This is a genomic window from Methylobacterium sp. J-043 (assembly GCF_022829505.1).
Classification (GTDB): domain Bacteria; phylum Pseudomonadota; class Alphaproteobacteria; order Rhizobiales; family Beijerinckiaceae; genus Methylobacterium; species Methylobacterium extorquens_A.
In genome coordinates this window covers 121946-133810 of sequence record NZ_JAKSYB010000074.1, presented here as the reverse complement: position 1 = coordinate 133810, position 11865 = coordinate 121946, and the positions used below count along the sequence as shown (strand labels likewise).

The window sequence follows — 11865 nt, the reverse complement described above, 5'->3', positions numbered from 1 at the left end:
CGAGATCGCCGAGGCGCTCACCGGGTACACCTTGATGGTCACCAAATCGACCGTCCCCGTCGGCCACGGCGACGAGGCCGAGCGCATCATTCGCGAGGCCCGGCCCGACCTCGACGTCGGCGTCGCCTCCAACCCCGAATTCCTGCGCGAGTGCGCGGCGATCGACGACTTCAAGCTGCCCGACCGCATCGTCATCGGCGCCGCGGACAACCGAGTGGCCGCCGTGATGCAGGAGGTCTACCGCTCGCTCTACCTCAACGCCGCGCCGATCCAGCTCACCGGGCGGCGCACGGCCGAGCTGACGAAGTACGCCGCCAACGCGTTCCTGGCGACCAAGATCACCTTCATCAACGAGATCGCGGATCTGTGCGAGCAGGTCGGCGCCAACGTGCAGGAGGTCGCCCGCGGCATCGGCCTCGACAACCGCATCGGCTCCAAGTTCCTGCATGCCGGGCCGGGCTATGGCGGCTCGTGCTTCCCGAAAGACACGCTGGCGCTGGTGAAGACGGCGCAGGATTACGGCACGCCGGTTCGGATCGTCGAGACGGTGGTGGCGGTCAACGACCAGCGGAAGCGCGCGATGGCGCGCAAGGTGATCGCGGCCTGCGGCGGCAGCGTCCGGGGCAAGCGGGTGGCGCTGTTGGGTCTGACGTTCAAACCGAACACCGACGACATGCGCGACGCGCCCTCGCTGTCGATCATCGCCGGGTTGCAGGATGCGGGCGCGCAGATCGTCGCCTACGATCCGGAGGGAATGGAGCAGGCCCGGTCTCTGCTGCAGGGCGTCGCTTACGCCGAGGACGCCTATGCCTGCGCGGAAGGCGCGGATGCCCTGGTGATCGTGACCGAGTGGAACGCGTTCCGGGCGCTGGATCTCGCGCGGCTGAAAGCTCTGATGCGCGCCCCGGTCCTTGTCGATCTCCGCAACGTCTACGCACCGGAAGAGGCCCGCCGCCAAGGCCTTCGCCATGTCGGCGTCGGCGCCCTGGCCCGCTACGATTGACCCGGCCGTCGTTCGATCCGTCCCCGGAGCAACAGCCCGAAAGCCGGGGACCACCTTTCGGGACGATGCTCCAGCCTTCTAATTTTGCATCGTCTTTTTCCGAAAGCCGGGGACCACCTTTCGGGATGATGCTTTATCGCGCCGCGCGGCGGGCCAGCAGGAGATGCATCCCCTGCGCCGCGAGCCCTCCGGCCACCGCCGCGCCGCCCTTCACCAGAAAATCGGTGAGCCGGCCATGCCTGCTCACAGTCAGGCCCTGTGCCGCCTCAAGCCCCCCGGCGAGCGCGACGGCCGCAACGAGCGCCCATCCCCAACGCCGCGGATAGGAGAGCACGAGCAGGAAGCCGAACAGCGCGTAGGCGCCGGCCCGCTCCAGGGTCGGCGAAGCCAGGACCGGACGCGCCTCGAGCGGCGAAAGCGTCACGGCGACGAGGCCGATGGCCACGATCCATGCCATCAGGCGAACAAGCGTCAGCATAGGATCTCGTGCGCGCAAGCCGGCACCAAGGTCAAGCATGCCGGTCGAGCGCGCCGTGGACGCCCCGATGCCGCCGATCAGGTTTACTCCACCGACGCGGCGATCAGCGAGAAGATCAGACCGAGGGCGAGGTTGCAGGCGAGCAGGATCACGAACAGGGTCATGGCCGCGTCACGCCGTGCAGGTCAGGACAACGGTGGGCCAGCGGGGAGGGCACGAGGCCTCGTGGCGCATCCGGCGCGCGCGTCGTGCTCCGGACCGGGCCCCGCCTGCCGACGGAACCGCCATCCTCGGAGCGAGCCTGCAGTACGGCGCCGAGTGCCGGCAGGCATGGAACAAAGCAGTATACGATCAGAATGATCGGGGCGGCCCGGGCGGCGACGACGATCTTCGGCATCTTTCCCCTCACGACATCTCACGTTTCGCAAGAAGCGGGTTAGCCTTGGCTGTTTGCGGGCATGTTGCGTCAAATGTTGCGTTGAGTGCACGCCGGGCCGGATGCGGTGACGGGCGGGCCATCATGCGCTGCGAAGCTCAAAAATATCATTAGAGATGCCTGCGGCTACTTAAGTGCAAATGATGCCGGATATCCCTAATTTGGAGGATGCAATTGTCCCGAAATCGTTGCCTGCTACGTCCCGAGGGGAACGGGCCGCAGTGAGACCGGGGCGCGCCAAGGGGGCGCCGGCTGCGGCGCGGTGCCCCCCGTGGGGGACGAGTCATGATGAGGAATGGGGCGGTTCATCCGCGTTGGGTCCTGCGCAGGGACGAGCGGCGGACCGGGCGATACGACGGCGACAAGGTGGTGCGGTGGATCGCACGCCCGACGCTGATGAAGGGGCGCAAGAAGGGATCGGCCACGGCCGACGCCGAGGACGGCACGGGAAGCTACGCGCCGCCGTCCCGCCCGAACGGATACGGCGGACTGCGGATCGTCTCCGACTCTTGATGTGACAGGAGAGGTCGGGGGAAGCGCCGATTCAATCGGGCACGCGCTCGATTCCCTCGCACAGAGCCCCAGTGCACAATCAGGTCACCGCAGCGCCGATGTCTTGTAATCACGGTCGGCGTGCGACGCTCATGTTTAAGCCGGCCGAGGACCGGGATGGTTTCCGCACCGGTTCCGGGACGGTTTGCGCAGGATCTGTGCGGATTTACGCTACCCTCGACCTGGGAATCCCTTGGCAAGCTCTTCGGCGCGGTACATGCTCGTCTTCGAAAGCCGCCGGACAACGCGGCGGCATCGGAGGGTCGTCCCATGCTCGCCGCCAACCGCTTGGTCAAATCGGCCTGGATCGCCGTCGATGTCACCAAGGAACGCACCGAACGGGTGCTCGTGGTCGAGGCCTATATCGCCGTCAGTCCGCTGGAGAAAAACTTCGACGCCCACCGCTACGACAAGGTCGTGGAGGATGTGCGCCGCGTTCTCGCCGAGCATCCCGAGATCGACCGTGCCTCGATCCTGAGCATGCACCGGGATGCCGGCTGCACGGCCCTGTTCCGCAGCCAGCCTGCACCCGCCACGGCGTGACCGGTCCTCTCCAGCGTATCGATCGCCGCCGGCCAGCCGGCCCTAGAGCATCGTCCCGAAAGGTGGTTGCCGGCTTTCGGGAGAAAGACGATGCAAAAACAAAAGCCTAGAGCATCGTCCTGGATCCGATATCCAGGACGATGCTCTAGCCCGGCGGGACGGTGCGTCAGTGGCCGGCCGCGCCGATGCCGTTGTCGAGGAACAGCCGGTAGGCCGGATTGTCGGTCTCGTTGACATAGGGGTAGGCGAGCGCTTCGAGGGCGGCGTCGAAACGGGCGCGCTCCGCCGCCGGCACCTCGATCCCGGCGAGCACCCGGCCGTAATCGGCGCCGTGATTGCGGTAATGGAACAGGCTGATGTTGAAGCCGTCGCCGAGTGCTTCGAGGAACTTCATCAGCGCGCCCGGCCGCTCGGGGAACTGGAAGCGGTAGAGCCGCTCGTCGGCAAGCCCCTGGGCGCGCCCGCCCACCATGTAGCGGACATGGACCTTGGCCATCTCGTTATCGCTCATGTCGGCGACACGGTAGCCGGCGCTCTCCAGGGCGGCGATCAGGTCGCGCTTCTCGGATTTGCCGCCGGGCAGGTTGATGCCGACGAAGATGCGCGCGTCGCTGCCTTGCGCGTAGCGGTAGTTGAATTCGGTGATCGCGCGGGGGCCGAGCGCGCCGATGAAGGCGCGGTAGGCGCCGGGCCGCTCGGGGATGGTGACGCCGAGCAGCACCTCACGCTCCTCGCCGATCTCCGCCCGCTCGGCGATATGGCGCAGACGGTCGAAGTTGAGGTTGGCGCCCGACGAGATCGCCACCAGCGGCCCGGCGCCGGGGTTCCGTGCAGACCAGGCCTTGGCCCCGGCCAGACTCAGCGCTCCCGACGGCTCGGAGATCGCGCGGGTGTCGTCGAAGATGTCCTTGACGGCGGCGCACATCGCGTCGGTATCGACGGTGATGACTGCGTCGAGATGCTCGCGGCAGAGGCGGAAGGTTTCCTCGCCGGCCTGCCGCACCGCGACGCCGTCGGCGAACAGGCCGACGCTCGGCAGAATCACCCGGTCGCCCGCCCGGATCGCCTCGGACATGGTGGCAGCGTCGTCCGGCTCGACGCCGATCACCTTGGTCTCGGGCCGCAGGTACTTCACGAAGGTGGCGATACCGGCGGCCAACCCACCGCCGCCGATCGGCACGAAGATCGCCTCGATCGGCCCGGTATGCTGATGCAGGATCTCCATGCCGATCGTGCCCTGTCCGGCGATCACTTCGGGATCGTCGAACGGGTGCAGGAAGGTCAGGCCCCACTGGGCTTCGAGGCGCCGAGCCTCCGCCAGAGCCTCGTCGAAGGCGTCGCCGTGCAGCACCACCTCGGCGCCCCGCGCCCGGCAGGCATCGACCTTGATCGCAGGCGTCGTGCGCGGCATCACGATCACCGCCCGCACGCCGAGCTTGGCCGCGGCCAGCGCCACGCCCTGCGCGTGGTTACCGGCCGAGGCGCAGATCACGCCGCTCTCGAGCCGCTCCTTCGGCAGCGACGCCATCTTGTTGTAGGCGCCGCGCAGCTTGAACGAGAAGACGGGCTGCAGATCCTCGCGCTTGAGCAGCACGGGGCGGCCAAGCCGTTTCGTCAGGCGGGGCATCGGATCGAGGGGGCTCTCGATCGCCACGTCGTAGACGCGGGCGGAGAGGATCTTCTTGATGTAGTCGGTCACGGGCAGGCTTTCGGCCGCGTCATCGGGCAGGGCACGCCCGGCACTTAGTCCTTCCGCGGCCGGGATGCGAGGGGAGAGGCCACACCGTCAGAGCCGGATCCCGGCATGAACCTGCCCCGGATCGAAGGGAAAGACGAAGGCGGCGCCGATGCCGTCGCGGAAGATGCGCACCACCTGCGCGGCCGTGCCGCCGATGGTGATGCGCGCCCCGCGCACGAGCGTGTGATCGAGCGCCAGTGCCGCGCCGGACGCCGAGATGTTGATGAGCCGACCCGGCAGGACGCGACCGTCGTCGAGGGTCACGAGCACGTCCTTGCGCGCCGGGTTGATCCGCGGATGCGCCCGCTCCGCCTCGAAGGTCCGCCCCTGCTCGCGGGCCAACGCCAGCATGGTGCGGGCAACCTCGGCCGCCCGCTGCCGGGATGCCATGAGGCGGACGACGAACAGGTTGTCACCGCTGCTGACGACGCGGGCCTCGATCTGCCCGATGTAGCGGATGCTGCAGGTGAGCGGCTCATCGATCGCCGGATCGGAAGCCGAGCGGAAAGTGATGCCGTCCCGCGAAAGATCCTGCGTCACCGCGTAGAAGTCGGGCTGCCGCCGGCTCCAACAGAGCGCAGGGAGAAACACCGTATGAATGTTGGAGGCTGGGCGCTCGATCATGGTGCCATGTGTCATCCTTGCGCAACACTGGCCTCATGACCCTGAAGGGAAAACATCGAGATTTCCTCGATTTTTCCAAAAATTCAGCGGGCTATTTGGCGGATCGAGCGCTCGAATGCGAACACAAGACACTGGGGTTTACGGTTGGTCCGATCATACTATTTTTGAAATCGAAGGGGATCAACTTTGGCCAAATTCGGCCAATGCCAGTCCGATCATCGATAAAATCTATAGACGGCAGTCATGTCGGCACACGAAGATGCCAACACCAACATGAGACAGAATTCGACGGCGCGATCTCAGACCGTATGAGTCCGGCCCTCATCCGATAGCCATTCCGAGGGAGCATAACGCTCATGCTCGCATCCGATGGTGAACGGGACGGGGTTCATCCACCCCTTTCGTCAGAGCCAGTTGTCAGGCAGCGGCCGCTCCGGGCATGATTGGGCGATGAGCGAACTTCCGCCCGACACCGATCGCCTTGCACGTCTCGAAATTCGGCTGACCGAGCAGGAGACCGTGATCGAGGATCTGAACGCGGCCATCACCGCGCAGTGGAAGGTGATCGACCGGCTCACCCGGCAGCTCGGCCGGTTGCAAGAGCAAGTCGAGGACAGCGCCTTCCGGAGCGCCAGCGGCGCACCGGAGCCACCACCACCGCATTACTGAGGCGTGTCGGCCCCGTGCGGGCAGGGGAGGGCGACCTACATCCGCCTGTCGGGCCGGGCGAGCGCGGGAGCTGATATCGGCCCGCGCCGTACTGCTATCCCCGTGCAGGGCCGCACCGCGGTCGATCGGTGGGGTGATACGGTTTCCGCTTGATCCAAACGGGGACCGCATCAGCAAGCCTGCGCGGCGCCTGAGGAGGGACCGCGCTGAGGAACGCCGGAGCGCGCCGGGTCAGTCGTCGCGATAGACGCGCTCGCGGCGCTCGTGGCGTTCCTGGGCTTCCAGCGACAGGGTCGCGATCGGCCGCGCATCGAGCCGCTTGAGCGAGATCGGCTCGCCGGTCTCCTCGCAGAAGCCGTAGGAGCCATCCTCCAGCCGGGACAGGGCCGCATCGATCTTGCTCGTCAGCTTGCGCTGGCGGTCGCGGGCCCGCAACTCGATCGCCCGGTCCGTCTCCGAGGAGGCGCGGTCGGCGATATCCGGATGATTCTCGTTCTCGCTTTGAAGCGCGGTGAGAGTCCCCTGCGCCTCGCGCAGGATCTCGCTCTTCCAATTGAGCAGCTTGCGCCGGAAATACTCGCGCTGCCGCTCATTCATGAAGGGCTCGTCGTCGGAGGGCCTGTAGCCGTCCTCGATCGTGACCTTCGCCATCGTCTTATCCTCGCGCTCCCTGCCGGTTAGCGGCGATCGTCGGCGAGGCTATAATCGAGCCGGGCAAGCTCTACAACGCGCGGATGCCCCCTCGCACGATCTCGCGTAAAAAGCTCTCGCGATGCGGCAAAGACGACACGCTTAGGTGGCCCCCGGCCCGACATCAGGTTGAGCCGGCGAATTCGCTGTCGCAGGCGCACGGTGTACGCTGCTCTCGAAGGCAGGGATGTGTTCGACGATGAGGCCATCCCGCTTCAGGGCACACCGCGCAGCCGGACGAGGGCGGCGGCGATCTCGTCGGCGAGGGGGCGGGCGAGGGCGTGCCGGTAATGGGTCTGATCGAAGAACAGGCCGGGATCGTGGAGGGCCGGCCGCTCGCGACGCGCGTCGATGAGCGCGCTGCGTCCGTGCCGCTGCAGCGCCGCCGCCACAGCATTCCGGCACGCAGCCTCGGCGTGGGCGCGCGGCGTGCCGGGCCGGGGGAGGCCGGCGGCGTAGACCGGCGGGAACACCATGACCACGGCGGTCTCGGCCGTCAGTGCGGCGAGGGCGGTGGCCAGACGATCCGCGGCGGGAAAGTCCGGCCCGGCCCTGCCCGGAGCGACCGCGTCGGGGATCGGTGTTTCGCGTGCGGCGCGGGCGCGTTCGTCATCGAGGGCGCCGAACCTCAGGTAATCCAGTTCGTAGTCCCACCAGCCGTCGGCGACCGCACGCTTGGCGCGCGCGCCGACGAGCCAGCCGATGCGGCCGGCGACCTCCTGCGCCACGGACACGCGCAGGAGACCCCGGAGATAGGAGAGCGGATCGGAGCTGTAGAGCCAGAACGGGAACGGCCTGTCGCTGGGCAGCGCCGGATCGCCGGTGCACCACGCGTCGTCCACGGAGAGGATCACGGCCTTCGGCGCCGGATGGTGGCGCAGGAACCACCCGAGCAATGCGAGTTGCTCTCCGGGGCCGGTTCCGGGCACGGAGAGCTGCACGAAGGGAATGCCGGTCGCCGCCGTGAGCCGCGCGGGCTCGATCAGCTGAATGTGGGAATTGCCGAACACCGCCGCCGCGAAAGCCGGGTCGCGCCCGCGTGACGCGGCGGCGGTGCGCGGGCCCTGCGGGCGCACGGCGCCGGCCGAGAACAAGGTCGAGCGCCCGCTGTCGTAGGGATCGATCAGGAAGGCGAGCGCGAGGTAGCCCGCGATGAGGCCGATTGCGGTGCGCCCGAACAGGCGCGCGAAGGCCGCCCATTCCCGCGGCCCAGGACTGCCGGAGATGGATGCCATCTCAGAACTGGAAGTAGATGAATTCGTAGTTCGCATCGTCCCCGATCTTGAGGAGCACGACGACGAACAACAGGGCGAAGGCGGCCGCGAGCCAGCGATTCGGCGGCAGGCGGTGCACGGAGGCCCAGGCGGTGGGGCCGATCATCGCGACGGCGGCGGCAATCGCGATGGTGCGCCACTTGAAGCCCGTTCCCGCGGGGGCCAACCCGAACAGCCCCTTGTAGATCGCCAAAGCCGCCTCGAACGAGGATGCGCGGAACAGGACCCAGGTCAGGATCACGAACCCGGCCGTCAGCGCCCAGCCGAGGAGATGCGGCAGCCGTCCGCCCGCCCGGCGCCAGAGCACGCCCGCCCCGAGGCCCACACCGTGGGCAGCGCCCCAGGCGACGAAGGTCAAGCCCGCCCCGTGCCAGAGGCCGCCCAGCGTCATGGTGGCGAACAGCGCGCAGACCTGCATCGCGAGGCCGCGGCGGTTTCCGCCAAGAGCGATGTAGAGGTAGTCGCGCAGGAAGCGCGACAGCGTCATGTGCCAGCGCCGCCAGAAGTCGCGCAGCGAAGTGGCGCGGTAGGGCACGTCGAAGTTCTGCGGCAGCACGATGCCGAACAGGAGCGCGAGGCCGAGCGCCATGTCGGTGTAGCCGGAGAAGTCGAAATAGATCTGGAAGGTGAAGCCGAGCGTCGCCTGCCACGCCTCGGCCATCGTCACCGCCTTGCCAGCGGCGGCCGCCTGGAACACCGGGTTGACGTAACCTGAGAGCGGATCGCCGAGGAACACCTTCTTAGTGAGGCCCACGGTCAGCAGCATCAACCCGCGCCCGATCCGCTCGGCGGCGTCGGAGCGCGCATAGGGGCGCTCCTCGAACTGGTGCATGATCTCGCTCCAGCGCACGAGCGGGCCGGCGAGAACCTGCGGGAAGAAGGCGATGTAGAGGGCGTAGCGGGTGAGCCCGAAGTCAGGCGCGCGCCCGGCCCTGAGGTCCGTCAGGTACATGATGTGGTGGAAAGTGAAGAACGAGATCCCGAGCGGCAGGGCGAGATCGATCCGCGGGAGATCGATGCCTGGGATCAGGTCGGCGAGATCGGTGAGGAGGCCGAGATACTTGAATGCGCCGAGCACCGCGAGGTTGCCCGCGAGCGCCACCGGAAACAGCCAGCCTGTCCGGTCCCGCGGCAGGGCGCGGGCCACGAGCCAGTTCACGCCGATGGAGGCGAGGAGCAGCGGCAGGAAGCGCCAATCCCACCACGCGTAGAAGACGAAGGACAGCCCGACGAGAAGCGGCAGCCGCGCCTGCGGCCGATAGCGCTCGGCGGCGGCGTGCAGCACCAGCGCGGCCGGCAGGAAGGCGAGCAGAAAGACGAAGGAGTTGAACAGCATCGCGGCGCGGACGATTCCCTTGGCGATCCGGCGAGACCGGCGCGCGCCCGCTCACGCGGGCAGCCTTGTCGGAGATCGGAGCGGGGCCGTCAATCGCGCCGAGACACTGAGCGGAAGGGACGGCAGCATCCTCGCAGAGTCTGCGGCTTGGGTAAGGCGCCTGGCAGCCACCCGACAAGCAACGGAAGCCCCCTTCACCCATCACATCGATGTGTACTGCGCTCGCGAACAGTGATCGCACAGCACCGCGGGAGGCGGGGATCCAGTCAGCTTCGGTTCATCGAGGCAAACCTAGCTTCCGGCATCGGCCGTCTATTCCGGCCGCAACGGAGAAATCGTACGATGACGCACGCGAAGGCGTTCGCATTGGCTGCGGTGATCGCCGGCAGCCTCGGTGTCGCGGGCAGCGCTCAGGCGGCGCCCTTCAGCCCCGCGCCCCTCGCGACCACGACGGACAACGCGCTCGTGGAGCGCACCGCCGGTGGCTGCGGGCCGGGCTTCCACCCCAATCCCTGGGGCATCTGCCGCCCGAACTGGGGTCCACGGCGCTACTGGGGCGGCCCGCCCCCCGGATATTATCGCCCGCGGCCGCTCTACCGGCCCTACGGCTATTACCGACCCCGGCCCTATTACTGGTGATCGTGCGGGCCGGACCTCAAAAAGGGGTCCGGCCCTTTTCGTGTTCAGGCGCCGCGCGCCGCTTCGAGCTTGGCGAGTTCCACCGCGGCGCGCAGTTCGATCTCGGCCACCAGCCCGTCGAGGCGAGGATCACCGCTCTCCGCATTCCGCTCGGCGAGGCGGCCGGCGATGGCTAGAAGGTCGCGCGTCGCCACCCGGCCGCCGATCAGCGCGGCTTTCAGCCGGTCGAGCCCGTCGAGCAGGTCGTGCCCGCGCTGCACCGAGCGGCGGCGGCGCTCCTTCTGCGCGTCGGCCCCGTCCTGGCCCTGGAGCGTGAGGAGGGCGTCGAGCCCGGTGAGCATGCCGGTCTGGCTTGCGCCCGCGGTCGCCGCCCGGGGCGTCTCTTCCGCGCCCGTCGCTGGGGCGAAGGCGCCCGGCGCGGCGGCGCGGCGGGTGGCGTTGAGCGCACCCGCGGCGGCCGCGGCAAAGCGTGTGTCGACGCGCATGATGGTCCGAAACCTTCTCGCACCCACCGATGCACGGCGGGCGCCGATCTCCGAAGACATCGGCCGACAGGGTTAAGCGCGGGTAAACAGCCCGGCAGAAGCTGCCGGGGCGGCAGGAAACGCTCTCGTCCCTCACGCCACTCCGGCGGCACCGAAAAAGAAAAACGTGCCCGCCATCAATACCTTATGGTTTGGCACGGCCCTGGCAGAGATCGAACCGGCGTAAAGTCGCCTGGTCCGGCTGCCGAGTTCCGATGCCCCTGCCTCGTCCCCTGTCACCTGCCCTGTTCGCCCGCCGTCTCGTCGCGGTGCTCGCCTGCCTCGCGGTCCTGCTGCCGCCTGCCCCCGCTAGCGCCCTGTCGCGGGTGAAGGATCTTGCCGCCGTCGAGGGCGTGCGTACCAACCAGCTCGTCGGCTACGGCATCGTGGTCGGCCTCAACGGCACCGGCGACACCCTCAACAACATCCCCTTCACCAAGCAGTCCCTGCAGGCGATGCTGGAGCGGCTCGGTATCAACACCCGCGGCGCGACCATGCGCACCCAGAACCTCGCGGCGGTGATGGTGACGGCCAACCTCCCCCCCTTCGCGACCCAGGGCACGCATATCGACGTGACGGTCTCCTCGCTCGGCGACGCCAAGTCGCTTCAGGGCGGCACGCTGGTGGCGACGTCCCTGCTCGGCGCCGACGGTGAGATCTACGCCCTGGCGCAGGGCTCAGTGGCGATCGCCGGCTTCGCGGCGGAGGGCGAGGCCGCCAAGATCACCCGCGGCGTGCCGACCAACGGGCGCATCTCCAACGGCGCGCTGGTCGAGCGCGAGATGGCGTTCAAGCTCAACGAAGCGCGCTCGCTGCGGCTGTCGCTGCGCAACCCCGACTTCACCACCGCCAAGCGGATCGCCTCGGCGATCAACGACTTCATGGGGGCCGACACCGCCGAGCCGACCGACCCGGCGACGATCACCCTCCAGATTCCGGCCAAGTACCGCGGCAACATGATCCGCCTCATCACCGAAGTCGAGCAGCTCAAGGTCGAGCCCGACCAGACCGCGCGCGTCGTGGTGGACGAGCGCTCCGGCATCATCGTGATGGGCCGCGACGTGCGCGTCTCCACGGTCGCCATCGCGCAAGGCAACCTCACGGTGACGATCACCGAGCAGCCGATGGTGAGCCAGCCCGCGCCGCTGTCGAACGGCCAGACCGCGGTGGTGCCGCGCACCGGGGTGAAGGTGGATACCGGCGACAGCAACAAGCTCGCCCTGGTGAAGGAGGGCGTGAGCCTGCGCGAACTCGTCGACGGCCTCAACGCCCTCGGCGTCGGCCCGCGCGACCTGATCTCGATCCTTCAAGCGATCAAGACGGCCGGCGCGCTCCAGGCCGACATCGAGCTGATGTAAC

The 11865-nt window shown here is 68.1% G+C and carries 13 protein-coding genes; 6 read left to right on the top strand and 7 right to left on the bottom strand.

Features of this window, described 5'->3' with window-relative positions; translation table 11 throughout:
- Window positions 1–1003: UDP-glucose dehydrogenase family protein (locus MKK50_RS23235; RefSeq protein WP_499025543.1), on the top strand; the 1003-nt coding region annotated here is incomplete at its 5' end.
- A 133-nt stretch (window positions 1004–1136) separates the two neighbouring features.
- Here MKK50_RS23235 and MKK50_RS23230 read toward each other — a convergent pair.
- On the bottom strand, window positions 1137–1481 hold the full coding sequence (locus tag MKK50_RS23230) for a hypothetical protein (RefSeq protein ID WP_499025542.1): 345 nt from the start codon (window positions 1479–1481) through the stop codon (window positions 1137–1139).
- Window positions 1482–2205: 724 nt separating this feature from the next.
- Between MKK50_RS23230 and MKK50_RS23225 the strand changes: the two genes are divergently transcribed.
- Complete coding sequence (locus MKK50_RS23225; protein ID WP_499025541.1) at window positions 2206–2430, top strand: hypothetical protein; 225 nt, start codon at window positions 2206–2208, stop codon at window positions 2428–2430.
- Between the two features lie 309 nt (window positions 2431–2739).
- Window positions 2740–3012, top strand: a complete 273-nt coding sequence (locus MKK50_RS23220) for a hypothetical protein (RefSeq protein ID WP_060770422.1) — start codon at window positions 2740–2742, stop codon at window positions 3010–3012.
- Window positions 3013–3178: 166 nt separating this feature from the next.
- Here MKK50_RS23220 and ilvA read toward each other — a convergent pair whose 3' ends face one another.
- A complete protein-coding gene (gene ilvA, locus MKK50_RS23215; RefSeq protein WP_499025539.1) occupies window positions 3179–4711 on the bottom strand; it encodes a threonine ammonia-lyase, biosynthetic in 1533 nt (510 codons plus the stop codon).
- A gap of 87 nt (window positions 4712–4798) precedes the next feature.
- Window positions 4799–5374, bottom strand: coding sequence for a PilZ domain-containing protein (locus MKK50_RS23210; protein WP_499025537.1), 576 nt, complete (start codon window positions 5372–5374; stop codon window positions 4799–4801).
- A 450-nt stretch (window positions 5375–5824) separates the two neighbouring features.
- Between MKK50_RS23210 and MKK50_RS23205 the strand changes: the two genes are divergently transcribed.
- Window positions 5825–6043: a SlyX family protein gene (locus tag MKK50_RS23205; RefSeq protein ID WP_253371327.1), complete on the top strand. Its 219-nt coding sequence runs from the start codon at window positions 5825–5827 to the stop codon at window positions 6041–6043.
- 231 nt (window positions 6044–6274) lie between these two features.
- Here the strand turns inward: MKK50_RS23205 and dksA are convergent, their stop codons facing one another.
- The 3 genes from dksA to MKK50_RS23190 form a co-directional block, all read right to left on the bottom strand.
- A complete protein-coding gene (gene dksA, locus MKK50_RS23200) occupies window positions 6275–6694 on the bottom strand; it encodes an RNA polymerase-binding protein DksA (protein WP_253371325.1) in 420 nt (139 codons plus the stop codon).
- Window positions 6695–6948: 254 nt separating this feature from the next.
- Window positions 6949–7968, bottom strand: a complete 1020-nt coding sequence (locus MKK50_RS23195) for a hypothetical protein (protein ID WP_499025536.1) — start codon at window positions 7966–7968, stop codon at window positions 6949–6951.
- A 1-nt stretch (window position 7969) separates the two neighbouring features.
- Entirely contained in the window at window positions 7970–9343 is a 1374-nt protein-coding gene (locus tag MKK50_RS23190) for an MBOAT family O-acyltransferase (RefSeq protein ID WP_499025534.1), read from the bottom strand.
- A gap of 342 nt (window positions 9344–9685) precedes the next feature.
- Between MKK50_RS23190 and MKK50_RS23185 the strand changes: the two genes are divergently transcribed.
- A complete protein-coding gene (locus MKK50_RS23185) occupies window positions 9686–9982 on the top strand; it encodes a GCG_CRPN prefix-to-repeats domain-containing protein (RefSeq protein WP_253371319.1) in 297 nt (98 codons plus the stop codon).
- Window positions 9983–10026: 44 nt separating this feature from the next.
- On the opposite strand, the gene MKK50_RS23180 is transcribed toward MKK50_RS23185, so the two are convergent.
- Window positions 10027–10467 (bottom strand): flagellar assembly protein FliX, encoded by a 441-nt coding sequence (locus tag MKK50_RS23180; RefSeq protein ID WP_499025533.1) that lies wholly within the window; start codon window positions 10465–10467, stop codon window positions 10027–10029.
- 254 nt (window positions 10468–10721) lie between these two features.
- Here MKK50_RS23180 and MKK50_RS23175 point away from each other — a divergent pair, with 254 nt between their 5' ends.
- Window positions 10722–11864, top strand: a complete 1143-nt coding sequence (locus tag MKK50_RS23175; RefSeq protein WP_253371316.1) for a flagellar basal body P-ring protein FlgI — start codon at window positions 10722–10724, stop codon at window positions 11862–11864.
- Window position 11865: the final 1 nt, after the last annotated feature.

What these genes read in the sequence shown, in the direction of transcription:
- MKK50_RS23230 (WP_499025542.1), bottom strand. Translation starts at nt 1,481, where the DNA reads ATGCTGACGCTTGTTCGCCTGATGGCATGGATCGTGGCCATCGGCCTC.
- MKK50_RS23225 (WP_499025541.1), top strand. Translation starts at nt 2,206, where the DNA reads ATGAGGAATGGGGCGGTTCATCCGCGTTGGGTCCTGCGCAGGGACGAG.
- MKK50_RS23220 (WP_060770422.1), top strand. Translation starts at nt 2,740, where the DNA reads ATGCTCGCCGCCAACCGCTTGGTCAAATCGGCCTGGATCGCCGTCGAT.
- MKK50_RS23210 (WP_499025537.1), bottom strand. Translation starts at nt 5,374, where the DNA reads ATGATCGAGCGCCCAGCCTCCAACATTCATACGGTGTTTCTCCCTGCG.
- MKK50_RS23205 (WP_253371327.1), top strand. Translation starts at nt 5,825, where the DNA reads ATGAGCGAACTTCCGCCCGACACCGATCGCCTTGCACGTCTCGAAATT.
- dksA (WP_253371325.1), bottom strand. Translation starts at nt 6,694, where the DNA reads ATGGCGAAGGTCACGATCGAGGACGGCTACAGGCCCTCCGACGACGAG.
- MKK50_RS23195 (WP_499025536.1), bottom strand. Translation starts at nt 7,968, where the DNA reads ATGGCATCCATCTCCGGCAGTCCTGGGCCGCGGGAATGGGCGGCCTTC.
- MKK50_RS23190 (WP_499025534.1), bottom strand. Translation starts at nt 9,343, where the DNA reads ATGCTGTTCAACTCCTTCGTCTTTCTGCTCGCCTTCCTGCCGGCCGCG.
- MKK50_RS23185 (WP_253371319.1), top strand. Translation starts at nt 9,686, where the DNA reads ATGACGCACGCGAAGGCGTTCGCATTGGCTGCGGTGATCGCCGGCAGC.
- MKK50_RS23180 (WP_499025533.1), bottom strand. Translation starts at nt 10,467, where the DNA reads ATGCGCGTCGACACACGCTTTGCCGCGGCCGCCGCGGGTGCGCTCAAC.
- MKK50_RS23175 (WP_253371316.1), top strand. Translation starts at nt 10,722, where the DNA reads ATGCCCCTGCCTCGTCCCCTGTCACCTGCCCTGTTCGCCCGCCGTCTC.